The sequence below is a fragment of the Paeniglutamicibacter quisquiliarum genome (assembly GCF_019084045.1).
GTDB lineage: Bacteria > Actinomycetota > Actinomycetes > Actinomycetales > Micrococcaceae > Paeniglutamicibacter > Paeniglutamicibacter quisquiliarum.
The window spans coordinates 17,244-35,428 of record NZ_JAHRED010000017.1; the positions used below are offsets into that span (position 1 = coordinate 17,244).

Sequence of the window (18,185 nt, forward strand, 5' to 3'; positions counted from 1 at the left end):
AAGGCACCCCGACGTGCCGTGGGCACAAAATTGTGCCGTCTTACGCGGGGCCGGGCCCTGCGTCAAGATTAGTTCGGGAGGCGCCCGAGGCCTCCCGAACCAATCCCTGAAAGGAAGCCCATGCCCACCCTCCTCCACGTCAATGCCTCCCCCCGCCATGCCAACAGCGAGTCCCTGGGGCTGGCGAGGCATTTCATCGATTCAGTGCAGGCTGCCGCCCCGGCGGCCCTAGACCTGGTGACCCTCGACCTGTTCGACACCGGGGCGCTGCCCGATTTTGGCCGCACCGCGGCGGATGCCAAAATGGCCGTCTTCTCCGGCGGGGAACAAACGCCGGAGCAGGTTGCCGCGTGGAACGCGGCCCGCGCCGTGTTCGACCAGTTCGCCGCCGCCGATGCCTACGTCTTCAACGTCCCCATGTGGAATGCCGGCGTCCCCTACGTCCTGAAGCAGTGGATCGACATCATTACCCAGCCCGGTTGGAGCTTCGGATTCGATCCGGAAAAGGGCTACCGCGGCCTGATGGAGGGCAAGCATGCCCTCGCCATCCACACCAGCGGCGTTTACGCCCCCGGCTTGCCTGCCGCCTTCGGTTCCGACTTCAGCAGCACCTTCTTTGCCGACTGGCTGGACTTCATCGGCGTCCGGGACGCTGCCCACGTGCGCTTCGCCCCCACCGTCCTGAACGCCGATGTCGACGGCTCCCGCCGGCTCGCCGAGGCCGAGCTGTCCGCCGAAGCCATCGGGTTTGCCGGCAAGCTGTTTGCCACCGGCGCCAAAGAGCTCGTCAGCAGCTGAGTCCGGCCCCGGGCGGCGGCCAGATTTCCGTGAAGCCACCCGCCGCGCGCCCGCCCGGGGCCACCACGTGGATCACGGCCAGCACGGCGCCTGCCGGGTTGGACCCGGTGGCCGCCGGTTCCACCGCAGCGGGCAGGACCGCCGTGGCCCTCCACATATTCCCCTCCCGCAGCACTGCCGTTGGTTCCCCGTTGACGGTCAGCCGCAACTCGGCATCCTCCGGCGCCTGGATTTCTCCCTCGAGCAGCAGCCTGCGGGCGCCCTCGTGCTGGGACTGCGGATCGAATCGCGCGTCGATCCCGATCCGCGGCCCCGCTGCGCCGTCGGCGGCCTCCGCGCGGCACCCCGTCCAGTTGCCGTCACCGGGCAGCCCGGGGGCGAGTGCCGGGGCCCGGCGCAGCGTGCCGGCATCCTCGAAGGCCCAGCCCCAGCCCAGGATCGCGTTGTCGGCGTAGGCGGGGCCGGCAAAGGTCAACCCCACCGGCATGCCGGTGTCTTCCATCAAGCCCATGGCCACGGTGACCGACGGGATGCCGAAGTGGCGCATGGCGTAGTTGCCGTGGGAGAAGAAGACCCCGTTTTCCCAGGCCCGGTCCGCCGAGGCCGGGTCGGTGTCGGCATCCGCGGCACCGACGTCGGCATTGGCCGGGAAAACGACCCCGTCGAGGTCGTGCCGGGCCAGCCAGTCCTCGAAGAGTTCCTTGCGCAGGGTTTCCAGGGCAGTGAGCCCGGCTGCAAACCCCGGCAGCGTTGCCGGGTCGGGCAGGCCGTCGCCCGCCATCGCCACCACGTCGCGGTAGCGGTTCTCGTAGTCCTCGACCTCTTCGTAGCGGTCAGGCAGCGATCCGGCCGGGGCCGGGAAGATCCGCAGATGGTCCACCGCGGCCAGCCGGTTCAGTGCGGGGTCGTTGTTTGCGCGCAGGAACGTGTCCCAGCCGTGGGCAAGGATCTCGTTGAATTCCAGCGTCATCCAGCCCTCCGGCAGGACGCCCAGGGCGCCGAGCTGCTCGCCTCCGGGGATGTTGCCCTCGTATTTTTCAATGACCGGGAAGTCGACCTCGACGACCGTGGCCCCGAGGTCCTCGAGCCGCCTGCGGGCAGCGTCCCAGAGTCCCAGCACGCTGGGACGCACGCGGATGGGGAACTTGGGGTCCTGGCCCAGGTACATGCGCGGCACGCCCAGGCGCTTGCCCTTCAACGCCTCGGCGTCGGCCAACGCCGTGTAGCTTTCGGGGCGGACGGCCGAGGCCGCAGGCAGCTTGACGGCCGCTTGGTCGCGCCAGAAATCCCCGGTGGTCTCGGGATCGTCGGCGACGACCACGTCCAGCACGCGGAACATGTCATCCATGGTCCGGGTGTGCGGGACCACGACGTCGCGCGTGGGGAAGAGCGGCCAGTTGCCGCGGATCGAGATGACCCCGCGCGAGGGGGTGTAGGCGCACAGGGAGTTGTTGGAGGCCGGGCTGCGGCCCGAGGACACGGTCTCCTCCCCCATGCCGAAGACGCCCAGGCTCGCCGTGGTGGCAACCCCCGATCCGTTGGAGGACCCGGAGGCGAAGGCGGCCGCCAGGTAGTTGGCGTTGTAGGGGCTTTCGGCGCGGCCGTAGAGACCGCGCTGCATGCCCCCGTCGGCCATGGGCGGCATGTTGGTCTTGCCCACCAGCATTCCCCCTGCCTCACGGATGCGGGCAACGGTGAAGGCGTCGTGCGTGGCCACCAGGTCCTTGAAGGCCGGCGAGCCGGCGGCGACGGTGAGCCCGGCGACCATGTAGCTGTCCTTGACGGTGAAGGGCACGCCCTCCAGGGAGCCGGCCAACCCCGCGCGGCGGCGGGCGTCGGAGGCGGCGGCCTCGGCAAAGGCGCCCGGGTTCAGCACGGGCACGGCGTTCAGCCGGACCGAGGACCGGTCAAAGCGCCCGATGCGTGCCAGGTGTGCGGCAAGGAGCTCGACGGCCGTCACTTCGCCGGATTCAAGGGCACGAAGGGTTTGTTCGATGGAAGCGTCGTGGATGGTGAACGGTCGGGTCATGGGAAACGTGTTCTTTCTGGGAAGTGCCCCGCGTCCACGCGGCGCACGGGGGAACCGAGGTGCTGCACGCGTGGGCAGCGGTGCCGGGCGAAGGCTCCTGGCCGGGGGTCAGGGCCGTGCCTGCGCCGAGGCGGGGACCCCGGAATGGAACGGGTGCGTGGCCGCCGCCCCCGCGGCCATCGGTTCCTGCTGGGTGATGCAGTGGATGCCGCCGCCGCGGGCGAAGAGCTCGCGGGCATCCACGCCCACGACCGTGCGCCCCGGGTAGGCATCGGCCAGGATGGCCAGGGCCAACTCGTCGTTCGGGTCATCGAAGGTGCACGCGACCACGCCGTCGTTGACGACCAGGTGGTTGATGTAGCTGTAGTCCACGAAACCCTCGGCATCGCGCAAGACGGTGGGGGCCGGGACCTCGATGACATTGAAGTGGCGTCCCCTCGCGTCGGTGGCGCCGTGGAAGGTGGCGGCCAGGTCCCGGCAGATCGCGTGGTCGGGGTGCGCGGGGTTCTGCTGGGAGTGGATGAGCACGGTGCCCGGGGAGGGGATGGTGGCGACGATGTCAACGTGCCCGCGGGTCCCGAACTCCTCGCCGTCGCGGGCCAGCCCGCGCGGCAGCCAGTGCACCTTGGTGGCGCCCAGGATTCGGGCGAACTCCGCTTCCACCTCCTTCTTGGTGGCCCCCGGGTTGCGTCCCGGGTCCAGCTGCACGGATTCGGTGGCCAGCACCGTGCCCTGACCGTCTACATGGATGCCGCCGCCCTCGTTGACCAGCGTCGAGGCGATGCGCGGCACGCCGGCCCACTCGGCGACCCTGGCACCGATCTTTTCGTCCTTGTCCCAGGCGGCCCAATCCTGCGCGCCCCAGCCGTTGAACACCCAGTCGACCGCGGCCACGTCGCCGGCCTCGTTGGTGACGAAGGTGGGTCCGATGTCGCGCATCCAGGCGTCGTTGAGTTCCGCGGTGCGGATCTCGATGTGCTCCTCCAGGTAGCGTGCGGCGATCTCCACGTCGGCCGGGTCCACCACCATGGTGACCGGGGCGAACCCTGCCACCGCGTGGGCGACGTTGGCCCAGGTCGAGCGCGCCGCGTGGGCCTCGGCATCGGTGTCCCCGAGCGTGTAGCCCTCGTGGGGAAAGGCCATCCAGACGCGTTTCTGGGCCGAGGTCTCGGCGGGCATGGTCCAGTTCATGGTGGTTCTCCTGCGCGTGCTTGGTGCGTGAACGGTGCTGCTTTGGGTGCCGAAGGGGAATCGGACCGAGACCACCGCCACGATAAACGAATGTGGTTCGTTTAATTATGGCGTCCAGGGACCCCCTCCGCAAGGGGTAAAACGAACTTGATTCGTTAGAATGGTGCTGCCGGCTTTCCCGCGACCCAGGAGGAACGTTGTATGGCCCGCCCGCGCACCCCCAAGCTATCCGCGCCCGCCATTGCCGACGCGGCGTTGGCCCTGGTCGACAGGAATGGCGAATTCACGATTCCGGGCCTGGCGAAGGCCATGGGCGTCAGCCCCTCCTCGCTCTACAACCACGTCGCGTCCAAGGACGACATTGTGGAAATGATGCGCGGGGCGGCCATGGGCGAGATCGAGCTGCCGGAACCCGACGGCGATTGGGTGAACACCTTGCGGCAGATCGCCACCGGCTATATGCGTTCCTATGCCAAGCACCCGAGGCTGATTCCGCTGTTCACCGCGCATACCGTCCGGGACGAGGGAACCCTGCGGGTCTACGACCGGCTCGCCGGTGCCTTCGCCGCCGGCGGCTTCACGGCGGCGGACTCGCTGGCCGCGATCACCGTGCTGGATTCCTTTGTCCTTGGATCTGCCCTTGACGCCGCGGCACCGTCCCAGGTCTGGGAGTCGGCCGACGAGAACTCCGGTGCCCTGAATGCCGCCCTGGAGGCGGGGCTTGCCGTGCCGGAGCGGGCCTGGAGGACGTTCGAATACGGCCTGGAGATACTGCTGGCCGGATTCCGGCTGCAGGGGAATTCAGCACAGCCGCAGGAGCCGGCGACGAGCTCCTGAAGGCATCGGCGCAGGATCCCCCGGGGTTCCATGACACCCAGGCCTCACGGACGGGCGGCGGGCTCCACGCGGTAGTGGTAGCGGGAAACGTTTTCAAAGCCCAGGGATTCATAGAGTGCGCGGGCCGCGAGATTTGATGCGACGACCTGCAGCCACACTCCCGCCAGCTTCAGCCTCGACGCCTCGCCGAGCAGTGCCTGCACCACCGCGCGGCCGTGGCCGCGGGAGCGAAACGGTTCGCGGGTGGCCACGGAATAGATCCCGCCCAGGTTCCCCACCAGGGCCAGCCGGGCCACGGCCTCGACGGCACCATCGACGACCAGCGAGGCGTAGATGGAATCGGTGTTGGCCAGGATGGCCCGGGAGGTGTCTTGCTGCGGGGCGTCGTGCGGTCCCTCGACCTCCCAGAAGGCCTCAAGCCAGGCCCCGCCGGGCAGGCAAGAAAGCTCGATGCGCGCGTCGGTGCCCGGGGGCGGCTGGTGGCCGGATTCATCCAGGGGCAGGAACTGGACCAGGGTCGGCGAATCGAGCACGTATCCCCTGGCGGCGAGGGTCGCGTCGAGGGTGCCCGGCCGGCAGTCGGGGCTGATCTGGAACACCGCCGGCAGCCCGCGACGGGCATAGCGGTTCTCCGCCTCGACGATGGCAGCGGCGACGTCGGCAGGACCGGCCAGCGGGAGCAGCGAGTTGGCCCGGCGGGTCACGCCGTGCGAAAAACGGCACACCCATCCGGAAACATCTTCCGTTTCCAGTGCCCGCCAACCGGCGGACATGGTCTCGTCCAGGGACGCGAGTTTAGCGAACGGGGAAACCGGCTTCACGGATGGCGTCCTTGACCTGCTTGATCATGTCGTCGGGGCCGAAGTGGAAGATCGAGGCGGCAAGCACCGCATCGGCGCCGGCAGCGATGGCCGGCGGGAAGTGCTCGGGTCCGCCGGCACCGCCGGAAGCGATCAGCGGAACGGTGACTTCCGCGCGCACGGCACGGATCATTTCCAGGTCGAAACCGTCCTTGGTGCCGTCGGCGTCGATCGAGTTCAGCAGGATTTCCCCCACGCCGCGCTCGGCCGCTTCCTTGGCCCAGGCCACGGCGCAACGGCCGGTGCCGGTGCGCCCGCCGTGGGTGGTCACCTCGAAGCCGGATTCGACGTCCGGGTTGTCCGTGCGCCGGGCGTCCAGGGAGAGCACCAGGACCTGGGACCCGAAGCGCCGCGTGATCTCGTTGATGACCTCGGGACGGTCGACCGCCGCGGTGTTGATTGAGGCCTTGTCGGCCCCTGCCCGCAGCAGGCGGTCAACGTCCTCGACGGCGCGCACCCCGCCGCCGACGGTGAGCGGGATGAAGATTTCCTCGGCGGTGTGGGCCACCACGTCGTAGGTGGTTTCCCGGTTGCCCGAGGATGCCGTGACGTCGAGGAAGGTGATCTCGTCGGCGCCGGCGGCGTTGTAGCGCTTGGCGAGTTCCACCGGGTCACCGGCATCGCGCAGCCCCTCGAAGTTCACTCCCTTGACGACTCGGCCGTTATCCACATCGAGGCACGGGATCACACGGATCGCAACAGTCATGAAGGATCAACTCCTGGAAAAAGTAGTGAAGAGCGTTGTTCTTCGAGGGGCACTGCGCTTGGTTGCCTTGCTAGATGCGGCAGGCGTGGATGTTGGTGACAAGGATGGCGCGGGCGCCGATGTTGTACAGCTCATCCATGATGTTGTTGGTGTGGCTCTTCTTGACCATGGCGCGCACGGCGACCCAGTCCGAGTCCTGCAGCGGGGAAACCGTCGGGGACTCCAGGCCAGGGGTGAGCCGGGTGGCCTCGTCGACCAGGTCCCGGCGCACGTCGTAGTCGAGCATGACGTAGCGGCGGGCCACCAGCACGCCGGTGAGCCGGCGCTTGAGGACCTCAAGCCCGGCGGGGGCGCGGCCGGTGCGGCCGATGAGCACTGCCTCGGACTGCAGGATGGGATCCCCGAAGACGGCCATGCCGGCTGCCTTGAGGGTGTTGCCGGTTTCCACGACGTCGGCGATGGCGTCGGCCACGCCCAGGCGCACCGAGGACTCGACGGCGCCGTCCAGGCGGACCACGTCGGCGGCGATGTTGTTGGTTTCCAGGTACTGGCGCAGCAGCGCGTCGTAGCTGGTGGCGATGCGCTTGCCCTGAAGTTCCTGCTGGGTCGTGAAGACCCCGGCCGGGCCGGCGAAGCGGAAGGTGGAGGCCCCGATGCCCAGCGGCAGGACCTCGTCGACGTGGTCGTTGACCTCGGCGTCCAGGTACAGGTCGCGTCCGGTGATTCCGACATCGAGGATGCCGCCGCCGACATACACGGCGATGTCACGGGGACGGAGGTAGAAGAACTCCACGTCGTTGTCGGGGTCGACCATGACCAGTTCGCGGTTGTCGCGGCGCTGGACGTATCCGGCCTCCAACAGCATGGTCGAGGCGATTTCGGACAGGGCTCCCTTGTTGGGAAGTGCTACTCGCAACATGGTGCGGTTCTCTTTTCAGACTTTGTGGGGGTGTTACGGCATAAGGACAACAAATTGGTGCTTGTTGGCCACCGCTGCGCGGGAGGGGAAAACATCCCGGATGCGGCGGCTAGAGATGCTTGTAAACGTCCTGCAGAGTCAGCCCCTTGGCAAGCATCATCACCTGGAGGTGGTAGAGCAGCTGGGAGATTTCTTCGGAGGTGGCCTCGTCGGACTCGTATTCGGCAGCCATCCAGACTTCGGCGGCTTCCTCCACGATCTTCTTTCCGATGCCATGAACGCCGGAATCCAGTTCGGCGATCGTACGCGAACCTTCGGGGCGGGTCTTGGCCTTCTCGGAGAGCTCGGCGAAGAGAGTGTCAAAAGTTTTCACATAGTCAGGGTATCTTGGCCCGTTGTCCGCATTCACAACCGCGCCCCCAATGTGACGAAGGACTCGCGGCTTCGGGCGAAGATGACGCGGCCCTGTCCCGACTCCCGCGCGCCGGGCGCATGCGGCCCGTGGACACCTGCCGGGCCCCGATGAACACGCCGCCGCCGGCTCCCCCGGCATGTCTCCGCCATGCGGGAACCGGCGGTGCGGGCGGCGGCGTGAAGGGTCCTGCTAGCGGCGGGCCAGGGCGACGGCGGTCTGCAGCCCGGCGCTCATGGCCTCGTAGCCCTTGTCCTCAACCGACCCCTCCAAGCCGGCACGGGCAATGGCCTGCTCCTCGTTGTCACAGGTCAATACGCCGAAGCCCACGGGAACGCCGGTGCGCACCGAGACGTCGGTAAGGCCCATGGTTGCACCCTGGCAGACAAAGTCGAAGTGCGGGGTTCCGCCGCGGATGACCACGCCCAGGGCGATGACGGTGTCGTAGGAATGCGCCAGGCGTGCCGCGGCGACGGGGAGCTCGAAGGTGCCCGGGACGCGGATGACCTCGGGGGTCTTGATCCCGGCGTCGGCGGCGGCGCGCAGGGCGCCGTCCAGCAGGCCGTCCATGATCTGGGTGTGCCAGCTGGCAGCGACGATCACCGCGCGCATGCCGGCTTCGCCGGCGGCCGCCAATTCGCTGGCCCCGACGAGGGGTGCTCCGTGTCCGCTCATGATTTCACTCCTGGGTTGGTGTTTTCGGTGGTTGGCAATTGCAGTGAATGGTTCATCAGGTTTTGCTTGGTGCGCAGGTACTCAAGGTTTTCGGGGCGCGCGGCCACGCGGGTGGGGACGCGTTCGGAAACGGCGATCCCCGCCTGCTCCAGCCATTCTTCCTTCAGCGGGTTGTTGGTGATCAACCGGATGCGTTGGATGGACAGCGCGTGCAGGATGGCCGCGGCCGCGTCGTAGTTTCGTGCGTCGACCGGCAGGCCCAGCTGCTCGTTGGCGGCCACGGTGTTGGCTCCGCCGTCCTGCAGCGCGTAGGCGCGGATCTTGTTGGCCAGCCCGATGCCGCGGCCCTCGTGGCCGCGCAGGTAGACCAGCACCCCGCCGTATTCGTTGATGGCCTCCAGCCCGGCGGCGAGCTGCTCCCCGCAGTCGCAGCGGTAGGAGCCGAACACGTCGCCGGTGAGGCACTCCGAATGCACGCGCACCAGCGGTTCGACCGGCATGGTGCCGTCGGGCCCCGCTGCGCTGAGCGAAAGGTGCTCGGTGCCGCTGCCGCGTTCGCGCCAGGCGCGGACCATGAACTCGCCGTGCGGGGTGGGGACCCTGACCTCGGGCCCGCCCTGCACCGCGGCGGCACTGGTGCCCACCGCCGGCTCGGCGTCCATGGTGGCCCGCCAGGCGGCCAGGTCCTCGATGCTGATCAGGGGGATGTTCCACAGGTCGGCGAACTCGCGCAGCTCGGGCAGGCGCATCATCGATCCGTCGTCGTGGACGATCTCGGCGATGACCCCGACGGGCTCCAGGCCCGCGGCCTTGCACAAATCGACACTGGCCTCGGTGTGGCCGCGGCGCACCAGCACCCCGCCATCGACCGCGCGCAGCGGGAAGATGTGTCCCGGGCGGGTGATCAGGTCGGGACCGGAGGCCGGATCGGCCAGGATGCGGGAGGTCAGGGCACGGTCGGCGGCGCTGATGCCGGTGCTGACCCCGTGTGCGGCATCGCAGGAGACGGTGTACGCGGTGCCCTTGGCATCCTGGTTGTCTTCCACCATGGGCGGCAGGCCCATGGCGTCGGCCCGGTCCCCGTCCATCGGGGTGCACACCACGCCCGAGGAATGGCGGATGGTCCAGCCCATTAGCTCCGGGGTGGCGAACTCGGCGGCGAAGATGATGTCGCCCTCGTTTTCGCGGTCCGCGTCGTCGACGACCACGACGGCCTGGCCGGCAGCCATGGCGCTGATCGCGGCGTCAATGGAATCCAGGCGTATGGAATCGGTGCTCATGATGCGCTGCTTTCGATGTTGTTGAATGATGCAAGACGCTCGGCGTACTTGGCCATGACGTCCACTTCCAGGTTGACCGCGGAGCCGGGCACGCGCTGGCCCAGCGTGGTTTCGCGCAGTGTCGTGGGGATGATCCCGACCTCGAACCACTGTTCCTTTTCGTGTGCGTCCGAGACGTCGGTGACGGTCAGGGAGATCCCGTCGATCGCGATGGATCCCTTCCTGGCCACGTACCTGGCCAGGTCGAAGGGGATGGAGAAGCGGAAGCGGTCCCAGGCGCCCAGGGATTCGTGCTCCAGGAGGCGTCCGACCCCGTCGACGTGGCCCTGCACGACGTGGCCGTCGAGCCGGCCGCCGGCCTGGACGCAGCGTTCCAGGTTGATGTCCTCGCCCCGGGCGAGCGAGCCGATGGTGGTGTGGCGCAGGGTCTCGCCCATCACGTCCAGGGACAGGGTGTCCCCGGCAATGGACGTGGCGGTCAGGCAGACGCCGTTGACGGCGATGGAGCCGCCCAGCTCCAGGTTCTCGGTGTGGTTCGGGGCAGTGATGCGCAGGATGACCGAGTCGGTTTCCGGTGTCGCGTCGATGGCCTCGATGCGGCCCATTCCGCTGATGATTCCGGTGAACATGAGTGGATTCCTTAAAGTGTGTCGGTGCCGGTCGGCATGGGTTCAAGATGGGTGAGCGTGTCGGGGCCCAGGATGCGCACCGCCTCCCCGTCCACGGCGTCCAGGCGGAAGCGCCGGGCGGCCGCGAGGGTGTCGACACCCAGCTCCCCCACGCTGCCGCGGCCGGAGCCCAGGAAGATCGGTGCCTGGTAGAGGAAGATCTCGTCGACGAGGTCCGCGGCCAGGAACGCGGTGGCAATGGAGGCGCCGCCCTCGATGAGGGTGTGGCCGATGCCCCGGGACGCGATCCGCGCCAGGACCTCGTGCGGGTCGCGGGAGCGGATTTGTTCCCAGTTCCCGTCGGCCTTCAGGGCGGCGTCCGCAGGGATGTCCCGCCGCCCCATGACGATGCGCCGCGGCTGGGAGCCGAGGGGCTCGCCGTGTTCGTCGCGGGCGTTCAGCCGGGGGTTGTCGGCCATCACTGTTCCGGTGCCCACCACGATCGCGCCCACCCGGGAGCGGACCTCGTGGGCGTGGAGCAGCGAACGCGGCGAGGTGATCCATTGGCTGGTACCGTCCTTGGCCGCGATCCTCCCGTCGAGGGTCTGGGCCAGGTGCAGCGTGGTGAAGGGCCGGTTGGCTGCGCGCGCGGCGAACCAGCGGTGGTTCAGCTCGGTGGCCTCGGCCTCCAGCAGTCCCTGGGACACGTTGACTCCCGCCGCGCGCAGCGTCTGCGCTCCCCCGCCGGCCTCCGCGCCGCCATCGGCGACGGCGAAGACCACGTTGCCGATGCCGGCGTCGATGATGGCGCGGGAGCAGGGGCCGGTGCGTCCGGTGTGGTTGCAGGGCTCGAGGGTGACCAGCATGGTCGCTGCGCGGGCCGCCGCCGGGTCGATGGCGCCCAGGCGGTTCAGCGCGTCGGCCTCGGCGTGCGGGGTGCCGGCGCCGCGGTGGTACCCGGTGGCCAGGATCGCGCCCTCCGGGTCGATGATGACGGCTCCGACCAGGGGGTTTGCGCCGCGGGTGCCGCGGCGTGCCAGTTCAAGGGAGAGCCGCATCGCGGCCAGTGCCCGTGAGGATTGCATCAGCCCTTCACCTTCACCCTCGGGTCGGGCATCTCGGTTTCAATGCTTGGCTTGGCGTCGTTCTTGGCCTTCCACCAAATGAAGAACCCCACGAGCGTGAAGCACCCGTAGAAGAGGTACATGAAGGCACTGGCGAAGTATCCGGCGCTGAAGAGCAGCGGCACCCCGACCACGTCGACAAGGACCCAGATCAGCCAGAATTCGACCAGCCCCTTGGCCATGCCGTAGGTGGCCAGCAGGGAACCGACGAAGGTCCAGGCATCGGCCCAGACGGGTGCGTAGGATCCCAGGGCTCCGAAGATCGGGGTCAGTGCGACGGTGCCGATGATCATGATTGCGGCAAGGGACAGGCGCTCGGTGCCGGTGGCCCAGCGCGGGGTGACGGCGCCGGCGCCGGATGCCCGGCTCGATTTCCACCGTTTCCAGCCGTAGAAGGACACGGCGATGAACATGACCTGGCGTCCGGCCTGGCCGAGCAGGTTGGCGGTCTGGTCGTTGCCGAAGATGCTGCCCAGGAACACTGTCAGGAGCAGTATGTTGCCCACGATGCCGACGGGCCACGCCCAGACCTTGCGGCGGATGCCGCCCAGGGCGGAGGCAAGTCCGAAGACGTTGCCCACCACTTCGCGTACGAGCAGCGCGCTGCTGCCTACCGTGATGTAAGAATTGAAAGCTTCAATGAGCCACCGCAGAAAATCCATCGTCCTCCTGTCAAGCCGCGATGGCTCCGGGGGTTCGATACGACGGTTCCACCTTTAGGGCCGACCCACTGGCGAAGGTTCAGGATTCGGGGAAATCGCTTGGATTTCCTTCGGTCCGTGCCATTCGCACTCGCGAGAGCGCTGGTGTTGCGTGTACGTGCTTCTCCCATCCAGACTTTAACTGTCGGTACCGGAATTTCACCAGTTCAACCAGGCTTCAAGATCCCCGGAGGGATCCGTTTGGCTTGGGTCGCGGACTATAACCGCCGGTTCGGACTTACACCGACCCCGGAGCACGTTGTGTAGTTGTAGCTCTTAGTATTACATGGAAACGGGTGTCCGTGCCGCGAGATTTCGCAATGTGACTACCGCCTCGGCGGGGTCCTCGGTCCCGTACACCGAGGAGCCGGCCACGAAGACGTCCGCCCCGGCCTCGGCCGCGCGCAGGATCGTCTCGCAGGTGACCCCTCCGTCGACCTGCAGCGCGATGGGCAGGCCGGTTCCGTCAATGGCACGCCGGGCCCGGCGGATCTTGGGCAGCACGAGGTCCAGGAATGCCTGCCCGCCAAATCCGGGCTCGACGGTCATCAGCAGCACCATGTCCAGTTCCGGCAGCATGTCCAGGTAGGGCTCGATGGGCGTGGCCGGGCGCAGCGCCATCGCCGCGCGGGCGCCGGCGGCCCGAAGGTCCCGCGCCAGCTTGACCGGCGCGGCGGAGGCCTCGGCGTGGAAGGTGACCGAGGCCGCGCCCGCCTCGGCGTAGCCCGGGCCCCACCGGTCCACGTCGCTGATCATCAGGTGCACATCCAGCGGCAACGCGCTGACCTCGGCCAGCCGCTGCACCACCGGCAGGCCGATGGTCAGGTTGGGCACGAAGTGGTTGTCCATGACATCGACGTGCACCGCGTCGGCGGTGTGGATGCGGGTGAGTTCGCGTTCGAGGTTGGTGAAGTCCGCCGAGAGGATCGACGGGTTGATCTGGCAGGTACGCATGGATTCCTTCTGCTTGCCGGGCGGACCGGCGGGTCTAGGCGGTGCGGGTGAACAGCGCCATGAACATGGCATCGGTGCGGTGGATGTGCGGCCACAGCTGGATGGTGCTTCCCTCGCCCACGGCGCGGGCGGCGGATGCGAGTCCCGGCAGGGCGGCGGATTCGAGGGCCGCCCCGGTGTCCAGCAACCTGGCGTTCTTGTTCCGGGCCAGCAGGTCATCGACCACAGCAACGGTTTCCGCCGGGTGCGGCGAACAGGTCACGTAGGCGACCACGCCGCCCACGCGCACGGCGCTGAGTGCCGCGTCCAGGAGCTCTCCTTGCAGGATCGTCAGCTCGGCGACGTCGCGGGGGCTCTTGCGCCACCGGGATTCGGGGCGGCGGCGCAGCGCGCCAAGGCCCGAGCACGGTGCGTCGACCATGATCCGGTCATAGCCCCCGGCGTATTCGGTTTCGCCGTATTCGCGCCCGTCGCGCACCGAGATCATCCAGGTCTCGGGGTCGATGGCCACCAGGGCCTTGTTGACCAGTTCGGCGCGGTGCTGGGCGGGTTCGTTGGCGGTGAGCTTCGCGCCGTGCTCGGCCGCCAGGGCGGCCAACAGTGCCGCCTTGCCGCCGGGGCCGGCGCACAGGTCCAGCCAGTAGGTGTCCTCGCCGTCATCGGGCAGCGCCACCCGGGCCAGGGCGCGGGCGACCAGCTGGGAGCCGGCATCCTGCACGCGGGTGCTTCCGGCGCGCACCGAGGAAAGCCGGGCGATGTCCCCGCCCTGGTAGTAGGCCGAATCGGCCACCAGGGTCCCGGGCTCCGCGCCCGCGTCAAGGGCCTCGTCCAGCGAGCCGACGCCGGGCAGCGCCACGAGGTTGACGACCGGGGCCAGGTTGTCGGCGATGAGCAGGTCGGTGATTTCGGAGGCGTCGCGGCCGTGGGCCACCAGCGCCTGGCGCAGTGCCCGCACGATCCATTCGGGGTGCGAATGCACCAGGGCCGCCGCCGCGCTTTCATCGGCGATCCCGGCGACGAGTTCCCCGCTCCAGGTGTCAAGGTCCTTCAGCGAGACCTTGCGCAGCACCGCATTGATCAGCCCGGACGCGCCGGCGCCGATCACCATGCGCGCCAGCGACACGGTCTCGTCAAGTGCCGCGTGGCTGGGCACGCGCATGGCCAGCAGCTGGTGGGCCCCCAGGCGCAGGGCGTCGAGGACGGCCGGGTCCAGTTGGTCAAGCGGCCGGTCAACGCAGCGGGCCAGGATCGCGTCGTAGAGTCCCTGGCCACGCAGGGCCCCGTAGGTGAGTTCGGTGGCGAAGCCGGCGTCGCGCCGGTCGAGGCGGTGTTCGCGGATCCGGGCCGGGAGCACCAGGTTGGCGTAGGCGTCGTTTTCGGCAACGGCGCGCAGCACCTCGAAGGCCGTCAGCCGGGCCTGGTCGGCACGGCGGTTGCGCGCCGAGGGCGCGGAGGCACTGAATTGGCGTGGCGCGGATCCCCCGCGGTTGCGGGTGCGTCCGGCGTCGTTGCGACGTTCCTGGCCACCGCCGCGGTTCGGTTCGCTGCGTCGCGGACGGTCGGAACGTCCCTGTCCGAATTCGCTCATGCGAATTTCACCTCATCCACGGTTCCAGACGCGAGCATGCCCCGCGCCCAATCTGCTGCATTCATCATTTTTTTGCCCGGCGGTTGCACCTGGGCAAGTTCAAGTCCGTGCGATCCGGTGCCAACCACGACGCGCGGTTGCTTGCCGCCGGTAATCATTACCTGGCCGGGGGCCAGGGAACCAATGTCCTCGGCGGGCACCGGCGGGCCGATCTTGAACCGCTGCCCCTCCAGTTCCGTCCAGGCTCCCGGATCGGGGGTGGTGCCGTTGATCCGGCGCCGGATGGCCAGCGCCGGGGCGCTCCAGTCGATCCTGCCGTCGGCCAGGGTGAGCTTGTGCGCGTAGCTGCCCTCCCCCTGTTGCGGGACGCCCACCAGGGCTTCGGCGTCCAGGCCCGAGAGTGTCTGCGAGAGCAGGACCGCCCCGGAGACCGCCAGCCGGCCCAGGAGCTCACCGGCGGTGTCGGACGGGTCGATCGCCTCGGTCAGGGTCCCGAAGACCGGGCCGGTGTCCAGTCCCTTTTCGAGTTGGAAGGTCACCGCCCCGGTGATGTCGTCCCCGGCCATGATCGAGTGCTGCACCGGCGCGGCTCCGCGCCATGCGGGCAAGAGGGAGAAGTGTAGGTTGACCCATCCCAGGCGGGGAATGCCCAGCGCCTTTTCGGGGACCAGCCCGCCATAGGCGACGATTGCGGCGATGTCGGCGTCCAGGGCGGCAATCCGCTCCTGGGTTTCCGCGCCGATGCGGTTGGCGTGGATGATCTCGATGCCCAGTTCCGCGGCCCGTGCCGCCACGGGCGACGGGGTCATGATGCGCTTGCGCCCGACCGGGGCGTCCTCGCGCGTCAGCACCGCCACCACGTCGAATCCGTCGTTCACGAGCCGATCCAGCGAGGCCACGGCGACCTGGGGGGTCCCGGCGAACAGAACCCTCATGCCTGGCGCCCGAAGCTCGCGCCGGCGCCGAAACTGGATCCCAGCGCCGAGCTGCGCTTGGTCACGGTGTTCGCCGCGACCGAGTTGTAGCTGGTGTCGCGCAGCTTGCGGAAGGCGTCCTTCTTCAGCTCGCCCTCGAGCCGGTCGATGTAGAGGATTCCGTCGAGGTGGTCGGTCTCGTGCTGCAGGCAGCGGGCAAGGAATCCCTCGCCCTCCACGACCACGGGGTTACCGTCCACGTCAACCCCGGTGGCCCGGGTCCATTGGCGGCGGCGCACCGGGTAGCCCAGTCCGGGGATGGACAGGCAGCCCTCGGTCACGTCGTCCTGGTACTCCTCGCCCAGCTCCAGCACCGGGTTGATCAAGTGCCCTCGGTTCCCGGCGATCTGGTAGGTGAAGACCCGCAGGGAGACTCCCACCTGGGGTGCGGCCAGTCCTGCACCCTCGACGTTTTCCATGGTCTCGTCCATGTCGGCGACGAGCTTGCGCAGTTCGGGCCCGAATTCGGTGACCTCGTCCGCGCGGGTTCGGAGGATTGGGTCGCCAACGATGCGAATTCCTAAGACGGCCATGCGGTCCGGTCTCCCTTCGGCCGGCTGGAATCCGGCAATGTGCTGTGGATGAAGGCGGACGGGCACGGCCAAGCTGGCGGCGCACCTGTCCCCTGCCAACCAGTCTACCGACCGGCTCAGGCCACCGGTGGCGGAGGCGGACCCACTTCCCGTAGTGCCATCCCTGCATCGCCGACCCTCTGGGAGGCGCCCCACACCTGGCGCAGGGACCAAAACTTCGACCAGTACGCGGGCAGGACCTCCGGATTGGCCATCACCGTCTGGACTTCCGTTTCGCCGATAGCCACCCCCAGGAGTATCGGGTCCTGTGAGTATTTCCACGGTTCCCACGTGCCCGCGGCCGGGTCAACGACCATTTCCTCGGCCTTGGCACCCGCGGCAAGCTGCATGACCACCTTGGGATCCAGGGGCTTGACCCGGCCATCGCGGTTGGTGCCGCGGGTCTTGTAGTCGATCAGGCACAGCCGCCCGCCAATGGTGGCCACCAAGTCCAGGGTTCCGGCGTACCCGATGCTTGAGTTCCAGACCGTCACCTCGGCGGCCAGCGGCTGCACCTGGTAGGTTTCCCACCACTCGTCAAAGCGCCCGGCAAAGCCTTCCTCCTTGTTGGCGATGAGGGCTTCGCGGGCCTGGGCAGCCTGGTGCGGCCTTCCCATGGCACGCAACGCTATCTGCTCGCAATATTGGTGCACCCGGTCCCCTCGGGCCGCCGCCAGGTCACGGTAGTCCGCGGCAGCGCTTGAGGCCTGGCGTGCCAGCGCCTTGAGCTTGGCGGAGTTCCCGACGGCGTCGCCCAGCCTGGCGTCCTGCACCACAGCCGTGGCGGCCATGTGACCTATCCAACCGTCCATGTCCATTTTTTCCTGCCCGATGACAGTGGTGATGGACGGAACCTCCGGAAGTGCGCCGATTTTTCTCGAATACATGCGCCCGAATTCGGTCTGTTGGGCCAATGCTGGTGAAGTCATATGAAGATTTTTCCACGTTCCGGCGACGTTTTGCCGCCTTCGGGAGTTTCCGGGCCAGTCAAAAACCGCGGGATCACAAGGATCTTTCCTGCATGTCGGCGCAGGAATGCGCCGATTTGGAACTTTGGTGAAACGTCGTATAGAGTTTTTACTCGTTGGAACGCAGCCAAACGGAACGGAAACATTCCAGGCGGATTGCGCTTCTTTCATGTGGACATAGCTCAGCTGGTAGAGCGCGACCTTGCCAAGGTCGAGGTCGCGAGTTCGAACCTCGTTGTCCACTCGCATTTGTATCACCGGATCGGCTTTGCCGATCTAACCAGGAGGTATTTTACCAAATGGTTATGGTGGGGTGGCCGAGAGGCGAGGCACCGGCCTGCAAAGCCGTTTACGCGGGTTCGAATCCCGTCCCCACCTCGTAGGAATTGTGCAAGAAGTATGGGCGATTGGCGCAGCGGTAGCGCGCTTCCCTGACACGGAAGAGGTCACTGGTTCGAACCCAGTATCGCCCACGAATAATCCGCACCTGGTGTGTTGGTTTTTCACGTGGACATAGCTCAGCTGGTAGAGCGCGACCTTGCCAAGGTCGAGGTCGCGAGTTCGAACCTCGTTGTCCACTCTGAAGATCGGGCCTCAATTCTTTTTGAAGAGGGGTCCTTGTTCTTTGGTGTTTCCCTGTGGGAAACACCCGCAGTACCTGAATGAATAAGTGGATTGCCATTTTGCAGATCGCGAATCCAAGCTATAGTTCAGGTGCAACATCCCATAATGGGCGATTGGCGCAGCGGTAGCGCGCTTCCCTGACACGGAAGAGGTCACTGGTTCGAACCCAGTATCGCCCACGAAGAGTCTATACTTTAGGTATTGATTATTCACGTGGACATAGCTCAGCTGGTAGAGCGCAACCTTGCCAAGGTTGAGGTCGCGAGTTCGAACCTCGTTGTCCACTCCAAAAAGTAGATCGTGTGATTTCTCCAAATCACACGATCTACTTGTTTAACATCCCTCCGCCCTGGGCGCCAGCCCAG

Annotated in this window: 18 protein-coding genes, 6 tRNA genes and 1 riboswitch; of the genes, 8 read left to right on the forward strand and 16 right to left on the reverse strand. The window is 67.5% G+C overall.

Annotated elements, in window-relative coordinates:
* Nucleotides 1-120 precede the first annotated feature (120 nt).
* Nucleotides 121-798 carry an FMN-dependent NADH-azoreductase gene (locus tag KRR55_RS19630; protein WP_217391009.1) on the forward strand — a complete coding sequence of 226 codons (678 nt, stop codon included), beginning with the start codon at nt 121-123 and terminating at the stop codon, nt 796-798.
* On the opposite strand, the gene KRR55_RS19635 is transcribed toward KRR55_RS19630, so the two are convergent.
* Entirely contained in the window at nt 788-2,827 is a 2,040-nt protein-coding gene (locus KRR55_RS19635; protein ID WP_217391010.1) for an amidase, read from the reverse strand. The genes KRR55_RS19630 and KRR55_RS19635 overlap by 11 nt on opposite strands.
* A 108-nt stretch (nt 2,828-2,935) precedes the next feature.
* On the reverse strand, nt 2,936-4,018 hold the full coding sequence (locus KRR55_RS19640) for an agmatine deiminase family protein (protein ID WP_217391011.1): 1,083 nt from the start codon (nt 4,016-4,018) through the stop codon (nt 2,936-2,938).
* 201 nt (nt 4,019-4,219) lie between these two features.
* Between KRR55_RS19640 and KRR55_RS19645 the strand changes: the two genes are divergently transcribed.
* Entirely contained in the window at nt 4,220-4,855 is a 636-nt protein-coding gene (locus KRR55_RS19645) for a TetR/AcrR family transcriptional regulator (protein WP_217391012.1), read from the forward strand.
* Nucleotides 4,856-4,899: 44 nt separating this feature from the next.
* Here KRR55_RS19645 and KRR55_RS19650 read toward each other — a convergent pair whose 3' ends face one another.
* From KRR55_RS19650 to KRR55_RS19715, 14 genes are all read right to left on the reverse strand, one after another.
* A complete protein-coding gene (locus tag KRR55_RS19650) occupies nt 4,900-5,676 on the reverse strand; it encodes a GNAT family N-acetyltransferase (RefSeq protein WP_217391013.1) in 777 nt (258 codons plus the stop codon).
* Entirely contained in the window at nt 5,651-6,421 is a 771-nt protein-coding gene (gene hisF, locus KRR55_RS19655; RefSeq protein WP_217391014.1) for an imidazole glycerol phosphate synthase subunit HisF, read from the reverse strand. The genes KRR55_RS19650 and hisF overlap by 26 nt, the downstream gene beginning before the upstream one ends.
* 70 nt (nt 6,422-6,491) lie before the next feature.
* Nucleotides 6,492-7,340 (reverse strand): ATP phosphoribosyltransferase, encoded by an 849-nt coding sequence (gene hisG / locus KRR55_RS19660; protein ID WP_217391015.1) that lies wholly within the window; start codon nt 7,338-7,340, stop codon nt 6,492-6,494.
* Between the two features lie 109 nt (nt 7,341-7,449).
* Nucleotides 7,450-7,713, reverse strand: coding sequence for a phosphoribosyl-ATP diphosphatase (locus KRR55_RS19665; RefSeq protein WP_217391016.1), 264 nt, complete (start codon nt 7,711-7,713; stop codon nt 7,450-7,452).
* Nucleotides 7,714-7,944: 231 nt separating this feature from the next.
* A complete protein-coding gene (gene ribH / locus KRR55_RS19670; protein ID WP_217391017.1) occupies nt 7,945-8,427 on the reverse strand; it encodes a 6,7-dimethyl-8-ribityllumazine synthase in 483 nt (160 codons plus the stop codon).
* Complete coding sequence (gene ribB / locus KRR55_RS19675) at nt 8,424-9,707, reverse strand: 3,4-dihydroxy-2-butanone-4-phosphate synthase (protein ID WP_217391018.1); 1,284 nt, start codon at nt 9,705-9,707, stop codon at nt 8,424-8,426. Before ribB ends, ribH begins: the two co-directional genes overlap by 4 nt.
* The gene (locus KRR55_RS19680; protein ID WP_217391019.1) at nt 9,704-10,336 is read right to left on the reverse strand and encodes a riboflavin synthase; all 633 of its coding nucleotides are present in this window, start codon (nt 10,334-10,336) and stop codon (nt 9,704-9,706) included. Before KRR55_RS19680 ends, ribB begins: the two co-directional genes overlap by 4 nt.
* A gap of 11 nt (nt 10,337-10,347) precedes the next feature.
* The gene (ribD, locus tag KRR55_RS19685; RefSeq protein ID WP_217391020.1) at nt 10,348-11,400 is read right to left on the reverse strand and encodes a bifunctional diaminohydroxyphosphoribosylaminopyrimidine deaminase/5-amino-6-(5-phosphoribosylamino)uracil reductase RibD; all 1,053 of its coding nucleotides are present in this window, start codon (nt 11,398-11,400) and stop codon (nt 10,348-10,350) included.
* Nucleotides 11,400-12,101 (reverse strand): nicotinamide riboside transporter PnuC, encoded by a 702-nt coding sequence (gene pnuC, locus KRR55_RS19690; protein WP_217391021.1) that lies wholly within the window; start codon nt 12,099-12,101, stop codon nt 11,400-11,402. Before pnuC ends, ribD begins: the two co-directional genes overlap by 1 nt.
* 154 nt (nt 12,102-12,255) lie before the next feature.
* Nucleotides 12,256-12,401: riboswitch (FMN riboswitch) on the reverse strand.
* Between the two features lie 21 nt (nt 12,402-12,422).
* Nucleotides 12,423-13,094 (reverse strand): ribulose-phosphate 3-epimerase, encoded by a 672-nt coding sequence (gene rpe / locus KRR55_RS19695; protein ID WP_217391022.1) that lies wholly within the window; start codon nt 13,092-13,094, stop codon nt 12,423-12,425.
* Nucleotides 13,095-13,128: 34 nt separating this feature from the next.
* On the reverse strand, nt 13,129-14,682 hold the full coding sequence (locus KRR55_RS19700) for an RsmB/NOP family class I SAM-dependent RNA methyltransferase (RefSeq protein WP_217391023.1): 1,554 nt from the start codon (nt 14,680-14,682) through the stop codon (nt 13,129-13,131).
* Entirely contained in the window at nt 14,679-15,617 is a 939-nt protein-coding gene (gene fmt / locus KRR55_RS19705; RefSeq protein WP_217391024.1) for a methionyl-tRNA formyltransferase, read from the reverse strand. The genes KRR55_RS19700 and fmt overlap by 4 nt, the downstream gene beginning before the upstream one ends.
* Nucleotides 15,614-16,189, reverse strand: coding sequence for a peptide deformylase (def, locus tag KRR55_RS19710; RefSeq protein WP_217391025.1), 576 nt, complete (start codon nt 16,187-16,189; stop codon nt 15,614-15,616). Before def ends, fmt begins: the two co-directional genes overlap by 4 nt.
* A 116-nt stretch (nt 16,190-16,305) precedes the next feature.
* Entirely contained in the window at nt 16,306-17,157 is an 852-nt protein-coding gene (locus tag KRR55_RS19715) for a PD-(D/E)XK nuclease family protein (RefSeq protein WP_217391026.1), read from the reverse strand.
* 210 nt (nt 17,158-17,367) lie between these two features.
* Here KRR55_RS19715 and KRR55_RS19720 point away from each other — a divergent pair.
* The 6 genes from KRR55_RS19720 (at nt 17,368) to KRR55_RS19745 (ending at nt 18,109) form a co-directional block, all read left to right on the forward strand.
* A tRNA-Gly gene (locus tag KRR55_RS19720) sits at nt 17,368-17,440 on the forward strand.
* A 63-nt stretch (nt 17,441-17,503) separates the two neighbouring features.
* Nucleotides 17,504-17,574: transfer RNA gene (locus KRR55_RS19725), tRNA-Cys, on the forward strand.
* 23 nt (nt 17,575-17,597) lie between these two features.
* Nucleotides 17,598-17,669: transfer RNA gene (locus tag KRR55_RS19730), tRNA-Val, on the forward strand.
* Between the two features lie 34 nt (nt 17,670-17,703).
* Nucleotides 17,704-17,776 (forward strand) — tRNA-Gly (locus KRR55_RS19735).
* 151 nt (nt 17,777-17,927) lie between these two features.
* Nucleotides 17,928-17,999, forward strand: a tRNA-Val gene (locus KRR55_RS19740).
* 34 nt (nt 18,000-18,033) lie between these two features.
* Nucleotides 18,034-18,109, forward strand: a tRNA-Gly gene (locus tag KRR55_RS19745).
* The last annotated feature ends 76 nt before the right edge of the window (nt 18,110-18,185 follow it).